Source organism: Marinobacter sp. NFXS11, from assembly GCF_040148675.1.
Classification (GTDB): domain Bacteria; phylum Pseudomonadota; class Gammaproteobacteria; order Pseudomonadales; family Oleiphilaceae; genus Marinobacter.
The window spans coordinates 572,965-589,971 of the sequence record NZ_JAGDDV010000003.1; the positions used below are offsets into that span (position 1 = coordinate 572,965).

The following is a 17,007-nucleotide window of genomic DNA, read 5'->3' on the forward strand; positions in this document are numbered from 1 at the left end:
GTCCATTCATTCGTCGTTAAGTGTATTTTTCTAAATATGTCGTGTTCGGCTTATTCAGTGCGTGTCGGTCAGCAGGATGGACTGATCGAAACCGCGGGCTTCCAGCAGGCTTTGGGTGCGCCTGGCGCTGTCTTCATCGTTGAACGGGCCCACCTGAACCCGATGGAAACGTCCCGCGGAGGTATCCACTGCCCGAACGCGCATCGGGTTCTCCAGCACCGCCCTCACCTGGCTGAGCAGTTTTTCAGCCGGGTCCCGGCTGCTGAAGGACCCTAGCTGCACAAACAATGACCGGTTGGTCATGGCCATGTCACCGCTTGCCTCTACCCGGCTTTCAGCGTATCCAGCCGGATCTCCGGGGGAATACGGCTCACCGGCAATGAACATGGTGCCATCCGGCCTGACGGTGATGGCAGCCACTTCCACGCGGGCCGTGCCTCTGGCCTGGTATCCCAGCTTCTTGGCAGCGGCGTATGACAGGTCGATGATCCTGTCGCTGTGAAAGGGACCGCGGTCGTTGACACGGACAATCACCGAGCGACCGTTATCAAGGTTCGTTACACGTGCATAGCCGGGGATCCGCAGGGATTTGTGCGCGGCGGACATGGTGTACATGTTAAAGGTTTCGCCGTTGGAGGTCTTGTGGCCATGAAATTTCTCGCCGTACCAGCTCGCCGTACCCCGAGCGACATAACCGTCATTACTGTCGAGCACGTGGTACTGCTTGCCCCAGACCTGGTAGGGCGATTTATTGCCCGCCCCCTTGGGGGCCTCGTAAACCGGTACCGCATCTTCAAGACCGGACACATCGAAGTTACCCGAAGGGGCCCTGTCGGTTGACAGGGTATAGCGGGACGAATGGTCCGTTTCCGGGGCCGACGCGCAGCCGCCGAGCATCAGCGACACAACCACCGACAGCAGGAGGGAGAATGAGGGCTTGCAGTTCACTGTCCGGAATTCCTCTTGACTACACTGGCCACCGTCATCAGGTTCCCGGTGGTCCGGCCTTCATTGTAACGGGTTCTCCGCCGGAATCACCATTACCCTGTGGCCATGGTTTGATTGACCTGATCAGGCGCCAATCATTCGCCGGTGGGTATGAATCGACATCAAAACACCGAAGGCTGCCATCAGGGTGACCCCCGATGTCCCACCGTAGCTGATCAGGGGCAATGGCACACCAACGATTGGCAAAAGTCCACTTACCATCCCGACATTTACGAAGATGTAAATGAAGAACGTCATGGTGAGCGCGCCCGCGAGAAGGCGGCTGAACGAATCCTGGGCTGTCGCGGCAATATACAGACACCGCAGTATGATCAGGAAATACACCGTCATCAGGATCAGCATCCCCACGAACCCGAACTCTTCAGCCAGTACTGCGACTATGAAGTCGGTATGGCTCTCTGGCAGAAACTCCAGATGCGACTGGGTTCCCTGAAGCCAGCCCTTGCCATCCAAGCCACCGGAACCGATGGCGGTCTTGGACTGGATGATGTTCCAGCCGGCGCCAAGGGGGTCACTCTGAGGGTCCAGAAGCGTCAACACCCGCTGTTTCTGGTATTCCCTCATGACGAAGAACCACATCAGCGGGGCCGAAACGGACACCATGGCCACGAACGCCGTGATCAGTTTCCAGCTGATACCAGCAAAAAACACCACGAAGATGCCGGCCATGCCCACCAGCAGCGAGGTCCCCAGGTCCGGCTGCTGCATGATCATGACCATGGGCACCAGAACGATCGCCAGCCCGACAGTCACATGCCGGAACCTCGGCGGCAGGAAATGCCTGGACAGATACCAGGCCGCCATCATGGGAACCACCAGCTTCATCAATTCGGATGGCTGGAAACGCGGCAGTCCCGGAATCGCCAGCCATCGCTGCGCACCCTTGGCGCCAACGCCCACCAGCAGAACCGCGATCAGGGCCACAATACCGGCGCCGTAGAGCCATGGCGCCCAACGGCGAAACACCGAGGGATCCAGCTGGGCAAATACCAGCATCACGACAAACGCCACGCCCAGCCGGATGCCCTGGGCCTTGACGACCTCGAGGTTCCGGTCGGCGCCGCTGTATAGTACGAACAGCCCGCCGGAAACCAGCAGGAGCAACAGCAGCAACAGGATTGGATCCAGATGCAACGCGGTCCAGATGCTCCGGTGCCGGCCAAGAGGGTTGCTTGCGGTTGAATCCAGTAACGCCTTGAACGCCATCAGTCAGCCACCTCGCCAACACCGCTGACTAATGCGCTATCCCCCTGCCCATAATCCAGCAACCAGGAGTCAAACAGCGCCCGCGCAACCGGTGCCGCGGTGCCACTGCCACTGCCGCCGTTCTCGACAATGACGGCAACGGCAATTTTCGGGTTATCTACCGGCGCAAAACCCACGAAAAGCGCATGATCACGAAGCCGCTCGCGGATTTCTTCCTCATCGTATTCTTCATCCTCGGCCAGACTGAAGACCTGCGCAGTTCCTGTCTTGCCTGCCATCTTGTAGGGGGCACCACGGCCCGCACCCCGGGCAGTGCCCTTAGCTCCGTGCATGACTTCAACCATGGTTTCCACCACATACTCCCAGTCGTCCGGGTTCTTCAACTTGAGCGGCTCGTGGGTTTCGGCGGGCAGGAACTCCTCGACCGGGCGATCCCCCTTGATATCTTTCAGTAACCTCGGCTCGACCCACTCGCCCCGATTGGCGATAAGAGCGGTCGCCGTCGCCAGTTGCAACGGTGTTGCCAACATGAATCCCTGACCGATACCCAGGTTCACGGAATCTCCCGGATACCAGGGCTCATTGCGCACTGCCCTTTTCCAGTCTCTGGAAGGAAGCAAGCCGCTCAATGCCCCGGAGACATCAAGCGTCGCGTCTTCTCCGAAACCAAAATGAGACAGGTAGCTGTGCATGGTATCCACGCCCATCTCGACCGCCGCCTCGTAGAAGTAGACGTCACAGGATTCGGCCACAGCGTCTTTGAGATCGACCCAGCCGTGCCCCGTCCGCTTCCAGTCGCGCCACACCCGGCCACCCTGATTCAGCCGGAAATGCCCCGGATCCCAGATGGTGTAATCTCGGGTGGTCGCGCCGCTGTCGAGGGCGGCGACCGCAAGCATGGGCTTGAGCGTTGAGCCCGGCGGGTACTGACCGCGCAAGGCACGGTTGAACAGGGGCTTGTCTTTGCTGTCGCTCAATTCCCGATAATCGTTGACGCTGATACCGGTGACAAATTTGTTGGCGTCAAACCCCGGCACGCTGGCCAGCGCGAGAATGCCGCCGGTATCCGGTTCTATGGCAATTATGGCGCCCCGACGACCATCAAGAAGCTCGTGGGCACGCTGTTGCAGCCTGAGATCCAGATGCAGCTGCAGATCCTCCCCGGGAACCGGGTTCTCACGTTCCAGGACCCGAAGGGTGCGGCCACGGGCATTGGTTTCGACATGCTGGTAACCGACCTGGCCGTGGAGGATTTCCTCGTAGAACCGCTCAATGCCCGACTTGCCGATGTAGTTGGTGCCTGCGTAGTTGACCGGATCGATCCTTTGCAACTCATCCCGATTGATGCGCCCGACAAATCCCAGGGCATGGGCCGTCAGCTCACTGTGGGGGTAATACCGTACCAGCTCAGCCTTGACCTCGACGCCCGGAAGCTCGTGGCGATGCACCGCGAGGCGCGCCATCTCCTGCTCATTCAGGTCATAGCGAAGGGGGATTTCCTGGAAGGGCCGGCGGGGTTCCTGAAGCCGACGCTGAAACCGTTCGAGGTCTTCCTCGGAGATCTCCAGGATCGTGTCAAGCTGCGCCAGGGTATCGTCCATGCCCTGTACCCGCTCGGGCACAAGCGTCACACTGAAAACGGGACGGTTCTCTGCCAGCAGGGTGTTATTGCGGTCGTATACCAGCCCCCGGGGCGGTGGCACAGACTGCACCTGAACGCGATTCTTGTCTGAGAGCGTGGTGTATATCTCATGCTCCACGACCTGAAGCTGGTACATCCGGGCAATCAGGCCGCCGATAGCAAGCATGACAAGCACCAGCATGACCAGGCTCCGCCGCTGGAAGAGCCGGCGTTCCGCTGCCGTATCCTTAAACTCACCCCATGGCATAACGTCCCCCTAGGCCCGGTGATACGGGTGATTGCGGGTGATCGACCAGGCCCGGTAGAGCTGCTCTGCCAGAACAATACGTACCAGGGGATGAGGCAGGGTCAGGGGCGACAGCGACCATTGCTGGTCGGCCCGCTTGCGGCAATCGTCGGCGAGGCCATCCGGGCCGCCCACCAGAAAGCTGACGTCCCGGCCATCCTGTTGCCAGTTTTCCAGCTGCGCCGCGAGCTTTTCGGTCGACCACGGCCGTCCACCAACCTCCAGCGCGATGACCCGGTCTTTCGCGCCGGTGGCCGCCAGAATGGCGTCACTTTCTCGCTGCATCAGCCTGGGGATATCGGGATTCTTGCCCCGGTGGGCGACGGGGATTTCAACCAGTTCCACGGGTAGCTCCGGCGGCATGCGGCGGGCGTAATCTCCGAATCCGGTACTGACCCAGTCGGGCATTTTCTGCCCCACACAGATCAGGCGTAACCGCATGATTATTCGCTGCCCGCAACACCAAGATCCGGAGCATCACGCCAGAAGCGCTCCAGATCGTAAAATTCTCTTGTGGCAGGCATCATAACGTGAACAACCACGTCGCCCAGATCCACGAGAATCCAGTCGCTGACGCCGGCACCTTCAACATTGCTCGCGCGCACGCCCTTCTCCTTCGCTTCGACCACGACGGAGTCTGCCAGGGATTTTACATGTCGGTTGGACGTTCCGGATGCCAGAACCATGAAGTCGGTGACACTGGTGCGGTCACGGACATCGATCACGCTGATGTCCTGTGCTTTCACATCTTCAAGCGCATTAATTACCAGATCTTTCAGTTGCTCTGCCTGCATAATCACCCTGTTGGACGGGCGTTTGCCGGTATGGCCGCCCGAAATGTCATATTCAGACGCGATTGTAGCACTAAAAGTTCCCGTCAGGGCATGCTCCATAGAGCCCCTGGCGGCGAATTTCTGTCCAGACCGAGTCAGGCACCAGATAGCGTGGCGAACGGCCGTCACCGATACGCTCCCGAATACCGGTCGCGGAAACATCCAGCAAGGGTGGATCCAGCTCAAGAACGCAGCCGCAGGGGCTGTCATGCAGGGCCTCCGGGCTTTCCACACCACGCTCTGCCAGCAATCGGGCCGGTTCGGAGGATGGATCCAATGCCGGGCCCGGCCGACGAACCACAACCACATGCGCCAGATCCGGAATCTGCTGCCATTCCCGCCAGCGATCGAAGCCAGCAAATGCGTCCGTGCCAACCACCATCACCAGTGGTTCATCCGGGCCAAGCTCGGCCCGGAGTTGGCGAAGGGTATCGGCGGTGTAGGACGCTCCTTCCCGTGAGAGCTCACGGTCGTCAATCCGCAACTGGGGCTCACCGGCCACTGCCAGCCTCAACAACTCCAGGCGCTGACTGGAAGACGCCCCGGTTTGCCCCCGGTGCGGCGGAATATGACAGGGCACCAGGCTGACGTAATCCACGCCAAGACGATCGCTGATTTCCAGCGCAAGCCTGAGATGGCCATGATGCACCGGATCGAAGGTCCCCCCATAAATGACATGCATGGGCATCAGGTCCGGATGTGCCCGTCACCGAAGACCACGTATTTCTGGGATGTGAGGCCTTCCAGCCCCACCGGCCCCCGGGCGTGGATCTTGTCAGTGGAGATGCCGATTTCGGCCCCCAGACCATACTCGAATCCATCGGCGAAGCGCGTGGAGGCATTGACCATCACCGAACTGGAATCCACCTCCGTGATGAAGCGCCGTGCCCGCGTGTAGTTCTCGGTAATGATGCTGTCGGTATGCTGGGAGCTGTAGCGGTTGATATGGGTAATGGCGCCTTCCAGACCGTCAACTACACGCACCGCCAGGACCGGAGCCAGATATTCGGCTTCCCAGTCTGCCTCGGTAGCTTCGACCACGCCTTCGACGATGGCCCGTGTTCGCTCGCAGCCCCGCAATTCCACGCCTTTTTCAACAAAAGCCTGGGCCAGCAGAGGCAGGATATCCTCGGCGATCTCTGCATCCACCAACAGGGTTTCCATGGTGTTGCAGGTTCCGTACCGATGGGTTTTGGCGTTGATCGCAACCTTCAGCGCCTTTTCCGGATCGGCATGGCTATCGATGTAAACATGGCAGATGCCATCGAGGTGTTTGATAACAGGCACCCGGGCATCGCGGCTGATGCGCTCGATCAGACCCTTGCCGCCCCTGGGTACAATCACATCAACGTAGTCCGGCATGGTGATCAACTCACCCACTGCAGCGCGATCCGTAGTCTTGATCACCTGCACGGCATTCTCGGGCAAACCCGCTTTGGCCAGCCCCTCGGAAAGACAGCGGGCAATGGCCTGATTGGAATGAATGGACTCGGAGCCGCCCCGGAGAATGGTCGCATTGCCCGACTTGAGGCATAGACTTGCGGCCTCGACCGTCACATTGGGACGGGACTCGTAAATGATACCGATGACGCCCAACGGAACACGCATCTTGCCCACCTGGATACCCGAGGGACGGTAGTTCATGTCAGTGATGGCACCGATCGGGTCTGGCAGGGACGCTACCTGCCGCAGGCCCTCAATCATGGTATCGATTCGCTGGGGCGTAAGCTCCAGTCGGTCAAGCATCGCCGCATCCAGGCCGTTTTCACGGCCCCTCTGCAGATCCTTGCCATTGGCAAGGGCCAGTTCTTCCCGGGCTGCATCCAGAGCCTCTGCCGTCGCCAGGAGCGCCTGATTACGCACGGCGGTGGTCGAACGTGCCACTCCGGTTGCCGCTGCACGGGCCTGCTGCCCAACCTCAGCCATGTACGCTGCAATATCCATTCAAATACCTTTCTGTTTTCAAGCGGAATCAGGAATCAGGGCCTAACTTTACCTTTCCCGTTTCAAGTACGCATCCCAAACAGATATTATACCGCTGCGATATGCCATACTCGGACCTGTAAAGGTTCCCCGGGGACGGTTTTTCAAGGGAGTTCGGGAAAAGGAAGGACACCATGGCCCAGATGGCCGAAAAATTCCTGCTGAGCAAGTTGTCGCGAGCGGGCTTCGTGGCCCTGATCGCCATTGCGACCCTTTGCGCCGTGCTGGGAGAACCCATGGTTGCCGCAGCCGCGGCCGCCGCGGCAGGTATTGTCATTGCCGGTAAGACGTTCCACCCCAACCGGATCCACCAGCCCTGGCCGAGAGTCCAGCAGACTTTCTTCGTCGTGCTTCTGATGATACTACTGGCCAGTTTCTGGACCGGCCCATGGATCCTGAGCCACTGGCTTTACGCGCTCCCTCTGGTTGCTTTCGCCCTGGTTCCGCCAGCGGCCGCAGCCGTGGTGACACTGATTATCGCTGTGCTGGCAATGATCGCGACACAATGGGCGGTAGGCCTTGCCGACCGCCACCAGATGATCAGTGCCTTTCTGCTTACCCTGCTGCTTTCGGCGTTGCTGGTCTTCTTACGGGACTACAAGGCCCGTCAACTGGCTCCGTTGCGCCGTACCGACGAGCTGACCCAGGCGGCCAGCCGGGAATACCTGTCCGCCGACCTGCACAAGGAAATCCAGCGCAGTGAGCGGGAGGGCACCGATATGTCGATTATCATGATAGGGCTGGACACCCATTTGAGCGATGACGAACCGGATGAGGATATCCGCTCGATTCTTCCCCGCATTGGTCGCTACCTGCATTCACAGATCCGTGATTTCGACACCTACTACCGGGTAGCGGATCTGCAATTTCTGGTGATCCTGCCGGGCATTTCAACCAGCGACGCGATCGCCCGCGCCGAGACGGTCCGCAAGGGCCTGGCCATGCTTCTGGAATCCCACGGTATGAACCTGACCGTCAGCACCGGCATCGCCGGCCTGAATATCGGTGACGATGCCAACAGCCTGCAGCAGAGTGCCGCAAATGCCCTGCGCCGGGCCCAGCAGCAGGGAGGCAACCGAAGCCAGGCCTACAGTTCATGGTCGCAGCCGGCACAGCCGAGCCAGCCTCGGGCAGAGGGGCCAGTGGCATGACAGAGACCCGGCTGAGAACCTGGACACATGCCTTCGGCTACGGCATCGCCTGCCTGTTCATTTTCACCCTGGCGATGCAGAACCTCCGCTACGGCTTCTACGAACTCTTTTACCTGGCCTCCGGGATGGCGGTTCTGACCCTCGCGGGTGCCGTTTACACCATCATTTGCCGCCGGCACCAGCTGTCAGCACCCGGGCACCTGATCCTACTCTCCGGCCTGAACAGTGGCATGCTGGCAGCGCTGCTGACCATGGATGCCCCGGGCATCAGCCACTGGGCCATGCCCCTGCTGGTGCTGAATCTACTTATCCTGCCCCTGCGTCAGGGAGTCGGGCTATCGCTTCTGCTGCTGGTACCCATGTCGATCATCCTGTTCCTGGAAAAGGCACCGGCTGACGCCATTACCATCACGGGGGGCCTGTTCATCCTTCTGGCGGTTGCAGCCCTGTACATCTGGCACTATGACCACATGGCCCAGTCGGCAGAGGACCTCGCCATTACCGATCCGGTGACTGGCGCCCATAATGCCCGCTTTCTGGATGAAACCCTTCAGAAAGAGATCAGCCGTGCCATCGCCACGGGGCACTGCCTGTCCGTTATCGACCTGAGCATTGATTACGCCGACGAAGTGGCCGACCTTCACGGCAGGGACCAGGTTCAGGGCCTGTTCCGGGACATGACCGAGCACCTCTTCGGCGTGATTCGAGCCGGCGATACCCTGTACACACTGAAAGACTCGGAGTTTTTCCTGATCCTGCCGTTTACCCCGGAAGAAGGCGTGCGAGTGATTGCCGAGCGGATTCGCCGGACCATTGCCGAACACCACTGGCCGGTCGTTGGCAAAGCCACAGTAAGCCTCGGCTGCACCACCCGCGGCAGTGGCGACACCCGCACCGACACACTCAGGGACCGGGCCCACCAGGCCATGGAGGAAGCTCGCAGACGCGGCACGGATTCGGTCTGGTTCAGCCCGGGAGAAACCATCGAAACATGAGCAGTGCCTGGCTGAACGACCTGTCGGCATGGCTCAGCCTGCATCCCGGCTGGCTGGCAACAGCCCTGTTTACGACTGCCTTCATCGAATCACTCGCTATAGCCGGCATTATTGTCCCGGGTGTCGCCATCCTGTTTGCCGTGGCCATATTGGCGGGGGAAACCGGCATGCCACTTGCGGAAGCACTGCTTTGGGCGGGCCTTGGGGCCATCGCCGGCGACACGGCAAGCTTTGGTCTGGGGCGACTGTTGCAGGGTCGCCTGACAACCGCCTGGCCACTAAGCCGTTATCCAAAAATCATCGGTACCGGGGAACGCTTCTTCAAGCGTCACGGCGGCAAGAGTGTGATCATCGGCCGCTTCGTCGGCCCGGTCAGACCGATCATCCCTCTCGTGGCCGGCGCCCTGATGATGTCCTGGCGACGCTTTCTGGCCTTCAACATCGGCTCCGCTGTTGCCTGGGCGCCGGTCTATATCTTCCCGGGATTTCTGGTGGGCAGTGCCCTGGCCAGTGAAATCAGGCCTCCGGCGCATTTTTATGCGGTCATCGGCATCAGCCTCGCGGCCCTGACGGTGGTCTATTTCGTGCTGTTGAGGTTTCAGCTGGGGCTCGGGGAGGACAGTCGTTTCTACCGCTGGCTTAAGCAAAGGATGGCGCAATACGAGGCCACGAACCGTTTCTGGCGCTTGTACACAAATCAACGACCGGCCCGGGAAGGCGAATTCCCGCTGGCCTCATTCATGCTCGCGCTGGGTGCCTCCGCGCTATTGCTGATCTGGGGGCAGTTGGCTACAGCAACCAGCCTGCTGGATGGGTTCGACCAGGCCACTCTTCTTTGGTTTGAGCAACTCCGGCAACCTCTGCTGGACGGCCCCTTCATTGCCATTACCCTGCTGGGTGACTCGCCGGTGTTAATGACCGCCGGTGTGCTTGCCTGTGCGGCACTGCTATTCCGGGGTTATTACGCCGCGGCCACCCATGTTCTGGCGGCTATCACAGTGACGGTGGTTCTGGTCTGGGGCCTGAAGGCCGTGCTCGGTGTGCCCCGGCCGGATGAAGTCATGGGCCCGCCGAATTCCGGCGCTTTTCCCAGCGGTCACACGGCGGGCATTACCCTGCTGGTGACGCTGCTGGCAAGTTTTGTCGCCGGCGAAAGCAAGCACCGGAGACGTTGGCAATACTATGTGCTGCTCTCTCTTCCACTGGTGCCCGTGGCTTTGAGCCGGCTCTACCTTGGGGTGCACTGGTTTACGGATGTGATTGGGGGACTGCTGCTTGCCCTGGCTGTGACCGGTGCGGTGCGGGCCAGTTACAGCCGCTATGACAAGGTTCCGTTGGCGCCGGATATTACCATCGTCGGTGCAGCGGTGGTGTGGTTAATCTTCACGGGAGCCTACATCCTGCTGTCCTGGGAACAGGCGGTTCTGAACTTCAGGCCGGTGGCTGGCACCTAGCCTTCTTCCAGCGCCTCCAAAAGACCCTGTAGCCGGGTGAGCCGCTCAAGAGGGTCCTGCAATTCCACCAGCTTCTGCTTCTCCTGCTTGTCCAGTGGCAGAAGTTCGGTGAGCCGCCAGCCAACATCCCGCGCATCGCCATAGTCGATGGCCATGTTCAGGTCCCGGATGACCGGATGACGAAACAGCGCCTTCAGAACCGAGGGCAATTCGCTGAAACGCTCCGGCACCTCACTTTCTGCCTCTTCAATCAGGCATTCGACGTCACCCACATTCAGGCCGTCTTCCTGCTGCCAGCTGCGGACCACGGAGACCTTGGATTCGCCCTCAACGGTAATCCCCAGAAGGCCGTTATCAAGCTGCTGGAAATCGATAATCCTCACATAGGTGCCGATATCGTAGAAAGCGGCGGTGCGCCCGGCCTCTCCGCCTTCCTGCAACAGCACCACAACGAACCCACGATCCTCCTTGAGACAACGGGTCAGCATGTCGATGTAGCGCGGCTCGAACAGCTGCAAGGGAATCCTCCCCCTGGGCAGGACGATGGAATTCAGAGGGAACAAAGGTACATTCATAAGTGCAACAGTCACCGGAAAGCAGACTCCACAGTTTACACAGCCCGGACAATCACCGGATGGACAGCAATTGCTGAACTTCGTCGACCCTGGCCCTGGCCTCCGTCAGAAGCTGCAAACTGCGAGAAGCATTGAGTTCAAGCTCGCCCAGGCGTCGATACGCAGGCACCTGGTCGAACGGAGGAAGCTCGGCATTCTGGCTGGAACCGATCATCGAATGCAATTGCGCCACGATAACCACATCCACCAATTGGGGTGATGCCTCGCGGCATTCATAGCCCCAGTCCTCGGCATGACGGACCGCCTCCACGAACGCCGGCGGGAAAGACCAGTTCTCCAGAACCGCCGTACCCACATCCGCCCTGAGTTCGCGGATTGCATGGCCGAGGTTGGCTTCATCGGCAAAGAGATTCACATGGTGTTCCGCCTGGACCAGAATCGGTACCACGCCGATATCATGGAGCAGCCCCGCCAGCAACGCCTCCTCCGGATTCAGTTTGGTGGCGTGATCCGCCAGCACCCAGCAGAGGGCAGCCACTTCACGAGAGTGACGCCAAAGCTTTTCCATCTCTTTCTGAAGTGACGCCTGACGGGTTTTGAAAACCTCGCGCATGGAAAACACCGTCACCAGTTGCCGGGTGGTACGCATGCCCAGACGGACCACTGCTTCCCGGACATTCCGGACGTCACTGAATCCGCGGTAAAGAGGGCTGTTACAGGCGCGAACAAGCTTGGCCGCCATGGCCGGGTCAGCCGATACGGCAAGGGCCACCTGATCCGCCGTCGACTCCTCGCGATCCACCGCCCGCCGGACCTTCCAGGCCACATCCGGCACACTGGGAAGCTTCACCTGGTTCGATCTCAGCTCCGACAGGAACTCCATCAGCAAGTGATGCTCCTCGCTCTCCAGCCCTCCATTGCCTTCACCAGAATCCATCTCAACCTGTTCGACAGGCGCTGAGCGCAGCAACTGGTTGAGAATGTCCTGCTCGACGACCAGGAATTCCGAAGGTTTTACGGCTGTAACGTCGTACATCCGTGGCTGGAGTCTGGCAATCGGGTTCTGGGCTTTCTCGGTTTCGGCTTCAATGATCGTTTTTCGGCCATCCACGGACTCAAGCTCAATCTTTCCCGACACCAGGAAAAAATCGAGACCATCACGGACACCGCGTTCCAGAACCCGCTGCCCGGGCCCATGGGTACGACGCTCGGCTCGGCTGGCAAGCAAAACCAACTGGTCATCGGTCAGCCGGTTCAAAGGCTGAAACTCTTTAAGGCGACGAAGCGGCAGGCTTTCCTGGCCGGCCATAGGCATACTCCTTGTCGGATCAAACCGGAAAATAAGTTGGCAACTATGTTAACTATTGTAAACAGAGGCTCTGAAAACAACCATGCGCCTGGAGTCTAATCTGGTATCCTCTGTTTTTTTGATCAACGTCATCAGGTAACAACAGAGAGAAAAGAACCCCATGCCTCAGTATCGTTCGCGGACATCCACCGCAGGCCGCAACATGGCCGGCGCCCGTGCCCTCTGGCGCGCCACCGGCATGAAAGACGGCGACTTCGGCAAACCGATCATCGCGGTTGCCAACTCTTTCACCCAGTTCGTGCCCGGCCACGTGCACCTGAAGGACCTCGGGCAACTGGTGTGTCGCGAAATCGAGTCCGCGGGGGGTGTTGCCAAGGAATTCAACACCATCGCGGTCGACGACGGCATCGCCATGGGCCATGACGGCATGCTGTACTCCCTGCCATCCCGGGAGATCATCGCCGACTCCGTAGAGTACATGGTCAATGCCCACTGTGCCGATGCGCTTGTGTGTATTTCCAACTGCGACAAGATCACCCCGGGCATGCTGATGGCTGCCATGCGCCTCAACATCCCCACGATCTTCGTCTCCGGCGGCCCCATGGAAGCAGGCAAGACCAAACTGTCCGAGCACAAGCTCGACCTGGTGGACGCGATGGTCATTGCGGCAGATCCCAACGCCTCCGACGAACAGGTGGAAGAGTATGAGCGCAGCGCCTGTCCGACCTGCGGCTCCTGTTCCGGCATGTTCACCGCCAACTCCATGAACTGCCTCACCGAAGCCATCGGTCTGGCGCTGCCGGGCAACGGTTCACTCCTGGCAACGCACGCCGATCGGGAGCAGCTGTTCCTCAAAGCCGGTCGACAGATTGTGGAGAATGCGCGGCGCTATTACGAGGAGGATGACGCCAGCGTACTGCCGTTGAGCATTGCTTCAATGGCGGCTTTCGAAAACGCCATGGTCATGGACATCGCCATGGGCGGCTCAACGAACACCATCCTTCACTTGCTGGCGGCTGCCCAGGAAGGCGGTGTCCCGTTCACCCTGAACGAGATCGACCAGCTGTCACGTCGTGTACCGCAGCTCTGCAAAGTGGCTCCGAACTCACCCAAATATCACATGGAAGATGTGCACCGGGCCGGTGGTATCATGGGCATTCTCGGCGAGCTGGAACGGGGCGGTCTGATCAACACCGACCTTCCCACCGTGCACAGCAAGACCATGAAGGAAGCCCTCGAGACCTGGGACATCATGAGGTCGCCGCCCACCGAAGTGGTCGAATTCTACAAAGCCGGTCCTGCCGGCATTCCCACGCAAACCGCCTTCTCCCAGAGCACCCGCTGGCCCACCCTGGACGGTGACCGGGAAACCGGCTGCATCCGCTCGGTTGAGAACGCCTACAGTTCCGAAGGCGGCCTGGCCGTGCTCTTTGGCAATATCGCCCTGGACGGCTGTGTGGTCAAGACCGCTGGCGTGGACGAGAGCATCTTCGTGTTCGAAGGCAAGGCGAAGGTATTCGAGAGCCAGGATTCCGCAGTTGCCGGAATCCTCTCTGACGAGGTCAAGCCGGGCGAGGTTGTCATCATCCGTTATGAAGGGCCTCGGGGTGGCCCGGGCATGCAGGAAATGCTCTACCCGACCAGCTACCTGAAATCCAAGGGGCTCGGCAAAGACTGCGCGCTATTGACGGACGGACGTTTCTCTGGCGGCACGTCCGGCCTGTCAATCGGCCACGCGTCGCCGGAAGCGGCCGCCGGTGGAGCCATTGGCCTGATCGAGAATGGCGATACTATCCGTATCGACATTCCGAACCGGAGCATAAACGTGGAACTGGACCAGCGTGAGCTGGATCGTCGCCGGGAAGCCCGGGACGCAAAAGGCTGGAAACCGGAACTGCCCCGAGACCGCAAGGTATCTGCAGCCCTGAAAGCCTATGCGCTACTGGCCACGAGCGCCGATAAAGGCGCCGTTCGGGATCTCGAAAAGCTCGACTGATTATCCTGAGCGCCAGCGAAAAAAAAGCCCGGCAGGAAAACCTCGCCGGGCTTTTTGCTGCTGAGGATGCTCCGATTACCAGAGCGACCAGCCGCCATCTTCCTCTTCTTCGATGGCGTCATCCTGCTCAGACTCCGGGGCCGAGGTTTCCGCTGCGGAAGAAGCCGACTCCTGAGCCGGCGCGCTTCTGGCTGCGGTGGACTGTGACGGTGCCGAAGCGGCAACCTGAACCGATATCATACCCAAGGCTTCCTTGGTCGGGTCGTCCAGAATTGCCGTGGCCTGAAGACCATTATCCTGCTGGAACCGCGTTAGCGCGGAACGGGTTGAGTCATCCATCTGCGGGCTGACATTGGTAATGTCGTACCCTGCTCCGTAGAGCGCATTCTTGAGTGCAACGATCTCATCCGCGAAGGCTGCAGGGGCAAAGCCCAGTGTGACCGCCAATCCGGCCGCTGCGGCCAGGCGTCCCAATCGGGTAGTTGCTTTTCTCATGGTACTCACCTGCTAACTCCTGATATCTCATCGATATCCGTTTCTTTCTTGTTATGTGGTGCCTATCTCCACAGGCTGGGGCAAACGGCTAAAAGCCTACCATACTTTTGTCGTATGTCGCCTTACGGGACATCATGTCCCGTTTCCTTGCTTTGCGCTGGCGCCTCTTCGTCCACAGAAGCAGGCGGACGGTGGGCCTCCTCACTGAATTCGCGTATGAAAATCCCCCAGAACGCCATAAACAGGGCCGCCACCAATGGTCCCATCACAAAACCGTTGATGCCGAACATGACGATGCCGCCGAGTGTCGACAGCAGGACAATGTAATCCGGCAGTTTGGTATCGCGACCAACCAGTACCGGGCGCAACAAGTTGTCAGCCAACCCGATGACCACCACTCCAAAGGCTGTCAGCACCACCGCCTCGATCACATCGCCCACCGCGGCAAGGTAGATGGCGGCCGGCACCCAGACCAGCGCGGCACCTACCGCGGGCAAGAGCGAAACAATCGCCATGACCACACCCCAGAGCAGAGCGCCAGTGATCCCGAGAACCCAGAAAATCAGCCCGCCCAAGGCCCCCTGGATGATCGCAATCAGCAGGTTGCCCTTGACGGTAGCCCGGGTCACCTCCGCAAACTTGGCGAACAGCAAACGCTCCCGTTCATCACCCAATGGCAAAGCCTTTATGATCAACTCCACCAACGCATGACCATCCCGCAGCAGGAAGAACGCCAGATACACCATCAAGGCCAGGCCCAGGAAAAACTGGAAGGTATTCTGACCCACGCCCAGCGCCTGCCTGCCCAGGAACTGGCTTCCTCCGACAAAAATACTTACCGCCCTGTCCCTCAGCTCGGCAAAGCTGATATCAAACTGCGCCAGGAAGGCCTGGATGGCGGGAAACGACTGGTTGACTCGATCTATGTATTCCCCGGGCCGTATTTCACCACTCTGGATCTGCTGATAAAGCGCGACGCCCTCGGCAACCAATGAGGTCACCAGAACCAGGACCGGGATAACCACGATGAACATGCAAATACACAGGGTGATCAGCGCATTTACATTGGGCCTGTGCCCGAGCTTGCGCACCAGCAATTGCTGCACCGGGTGGAAAATCAGGGCGATGGCGACCGCCCAGAATATGGGCCCGAAGAAGGGTTTCATCAGAAATACAAAGGCAAGGGAAACGCCGACCAGCAACGCCAGAAAAGTCCGTGTTTCAAGTTTTGCGTACATAGTTTATGCGGTTCCCTGATGTTGGTTCTGCGATTTACCGAGCCATTCTACCCTACCACGCTGGCGTGGCCACTGTAGCTGTCTTCGGGTTATAGTGGACGGTTGTTGATCAACTAATAGACAGGTCATGTTGTTGGAACTGGAAACCTTCACCATCGAAACAGCCCTGGATGCGGCCACTGAGTTGCGCAAGGTTCTGGCCGCCAGAACTCACCGACGCAAAGTGATGGGTCAGGAAGTCATGGTACCCGGTCAGTTGGGCGAGGCCCTGCAGCTTCCACGCATTATCAACCGGCTCCAGAGCAAGCAGATGAAGCGGAGGGAACTTGGTCTGGAAGACTTCCAGGAGCTGTGGCCTACCCTGTCGCCACAGACACGGGAAAGAGTGCTGGGGGCAATCGGCTGGTATGACCCCGAGGAGCTTGACTGGGATGACAAGCGATCCAACCGTCGGCCACTGGTCGATCCTGACAGTTAAGCCGTATAACACCGGCATCCCGACTTTGAAATGTCATACTCGGCCCATATGTTGGGCAGTATCAGGAGGATATTTATGACTGAACAACAGCAATACACAGCACTTCTTGCTGAAGGCAGCGCGGTCCCCACGCTCCTTTGTGGCCACTGCCACTCGATTCTCTCCAGGACCCGGATTTTCCGGAATGAGGGCGACCAGCACCAAGACATGGAGTGCCAGACCATTGGCCTTTGCTCAGCCGACGATTGTGGCGCCGTCAATTGTTGCGACGACGCTCTGGCCCGCGTTGACAACCCCGAACGCCTGTTTGGCATCGCGTCCTGATTCAAAGCCACAACGCTCTGTTACGCAACTCAAA

At 59.5% G+C, this 17,007-nt stretch carries 17 protein-coding genes; 6 read left to right on the top strand and 11 right to left on the bottom strand.

Annotated features, from left to right (window positions below):
* Positions 1-54: 54 nt before the first annotated feature.
* The 7 genes from J3362_RS18390 to J3362_RS18420 form a co-directional block, all read right to left on the bottom strand.
* A complete protein-coding gene (locus J3362_RS18390) occupies positions 55-948 on the bottom strand; it encodes a septal ring lytic transglycosylase RlpA family protein (RefSeq protein WP_349521679.1) in 894 nt (297 codons plus the stop codon).
* A 123-nt stretch (positions 949-1,071) separates the two neighbouring features.
* Positions 1,072-2,214: a rod shape-determining protein RodA gene (gene rodA, locus J3362_RS18395; protein ID WP_349521680.1), complete on the bottom strand. Its 1,143-nt coding sequence runs from the start codon at positions 2,212-2,214 to the stop codon at positions 1,072-1,074.
* Complete coding sequence (gene mrdA, locus J3362_RS18400) at positions 2,214-4,103, bottom strand: penicillin-binding protein 2 (RefSeq protein ID WP_349521681.1); 1,890 nt, start codon at positions 4,101-4,103, stop codon at positions 2,214-2,216. The genes rodA and mrdA overlap by 1 nt, the downstream gene beginning before the upstream one ends.
* A gap of 9 nt (positions 4,104-4,112) precedes the next feature.
* A complete protein-coding gene (gene rlmH / locus J3362_RS18405; protein WP_008176432.1) occupies positions 4,113-4,583 on the bottom strand; it encodes a 23S rRNA (pseudouridine(1915)-N(3))-methyltransferase RlmH in 471 nt (156 codons plus the stop codon).
* A gap of 2 nt (positions 4,584-4,585) precedes the next feature.
* Positions 4,586-4,936 carry a ribosome silencing factor gene (rsfS, locus tag J3362_RS18410; RefSeq protein WP_008176434.1) on the bottom strand — a complete coding sequence of 117 codons (351 nt, stop codon included), beginning with the start codon at positions 4,934-4,936 and terminating at the stop codon, positions 4,586-4,588.
* Positions 4,937-5,006: 70 nt separating this feature from the next.
* On the bottom strand, positions 5,007-5,657 hold the full coding sequence (gene nadD, locus J3362_RS18415) for a nicotinate-nucleotide adenylyltransferase (protein ID WP_349521682.1): 651 nt from the start codon (positions 5,655-5,657) through the stop codon (positions 5,007-5,009).
* 5 nt (positions 5,658-5,662) lie between these two features.
* Complete coding sequence (locus J3362_RS18420; protein WP_349521683.1) at positions 5,663-6,919, bottom strand: glutamate-5-semialdehyde dehydrogenase; 1,257 nt, start codon at positions 6,917-6,919, stop codon at positions 5,663-5,665.
* 173 nt (positions 6,920-7,092) lie between these two features.
* Between J3362_RS18420 and J3362_RS18425 the strand changes: the two genes are divergently transcribed.
* From J3362_RS18425 to J3362_RS18435, 3 genes are read left to right on the top strand one after another with little or no spacing between them, the layout of a single operon-like run.
* Positions 7,093-8,109 carry a GGDEF domain-containing protein gene (locus J3362_RS18425; protein WP_349521684.1) on the top strand — a complete coding sequence of 339 codons (1,017 nt, stop codon included), beginning with the start codon at positions 7,093-7,095 and terminating at the stop codon, positions 8,107-8,109.
* Complete coding sequence (locus J3362_RS18430) at positions 8,106-9,104, top strand: GGDEF domain-containing protein (protein WP_349521685.1); 999 nt, start codon at positions 8,106-8,108, stop codon at positions 9,102-9,104. Before J3362_RS18425 ends, J3362_RS18430 begins: the two co-directional genes overlap by 4 nt.
* Positions 9,101-10,558, top strand: a complete 1,458-nt coding sequence (locus tag J3362_RS18435) for a bifunctional DedA family/phosphatase PAP2 family protein (protein WP_349521686.1) — start codon at positions 9,101-9,103, stop codon at positions 10,556-10,558. Before J3362_RS18430 ends, J3362_RS18435 begins: the two co-directional genes overlap by 4 nt.
* On the opposite strand, the gene J3362_RS18440 is transcribed toward J3362_RS18435, so the two are convergent.
* Together J3362_RS18440 and J3362_RS18445 are read right to left on the bottom strand one after the other, a co-directional pair.
* Entirely contained in the window at positions 10,555-11,133 is a 579-nt protein-coding gene (locus J3362_RS18440) for an LON peptidase substrate-binding domain-containing protein (RefSeq protein ID WP_349521687.1), read from the bottom strand. The two genes, J3362_RS18435 and J3362_RS18440, sit on opposite strands and share 4 nt — an antisense overlap.
* A 52-nt stretch (positions 11,134-11,185) precedes the next feature.
* Complete coding sequence (locus J3362_RS18445; RefSeq protein ID WP_349521688.1) at positions 11,186-12,442, bottom strand: HDOD domain-containing protein; 1,257 nt, start codon at positions 12,440-12,442, stop codon at positions 11,186-11,188.
* A 160-nt stretch (positions 12,443-12,602) separates the two neighbouring features.
* Between J3362_RS18445 and ilvD the strand changes: the two genes are divergently transcribed.
* Positions 12,603-14,438, top strand: a complete 1,836-nt coding sequence (gene ilvD / locus J3362_RS18450; protein WP_349521689.1) for a dihydroxy-acid dehydratase — start codon at positions 12,603-12,605, stop codon at positions 14,436-14,438.
* A 75-nt stretch (positions 14,439-14,513) separates the two neighbouring features.
* Here ilvD and J3362_RS18455 read toward each other — a convergent pair whose 3' ends face one another.
* The gene (locus J3362_RS18455) at positions 14,514-14,933 is read right to left on the bottom strand and encodes a peptidoglycan-binding domain-containing protein (protein WP_349521690.1); all 420 of its coding nucleotides are present in this window, start codon (positions 14,931-14,933) and stop codon (positions 14,514-14,516) included.
* Positions 14,934-15,055: 122 nt separating this feature from the next.
* Positions 15,056-16,171, bottom strand: a complete 1,116-nt coding sequence (locus tag J3362_RS18460; RefSeq protein WP_349521691.1) for an AI-2E family transporter — start codon at positions 16,169-16,171, stop codon at positions 15,056-15,058.
* Positions 16,172-16,298: 127 nt separating this feature from the next.
* On the opposite strand from J3362_RS18460, the gene J3362_RS18465 reads away from it, so the two are divergent.
* Together J3362_RS18465 and J3362_RS18470 are read left to right on the top strand one after the other, a co-directional pair.
* The gene (locus J3362_RS18465) at positions 16,299-16,649 is read left to right on the top strand and encodes a hypothetical protein (RefSeq protein ID WP_349521692.1); all 351 of its coding nucleotides are present in this window, start codon (positions 16,299-16,301) and stop codon (positions 16,647-16,649) included.
* A 75-nt stretch (positions 16,650-16,724) separates the two neighbouring features.
* Positions 16,725-16,973 carry a hypothetical protein gene (locus J3362_RS18470; RefSeq protein WP_349521693.1) on the top strand — a complete coding sequence of 83 codons (249 nt, stop codon included), beginning with the start codon at positions 16,725-16,727 and terminating at the stop codon, positions 16,971-16,973.
* Positions 16,974-17,007 lie beyond the last annotated feature (34 nt).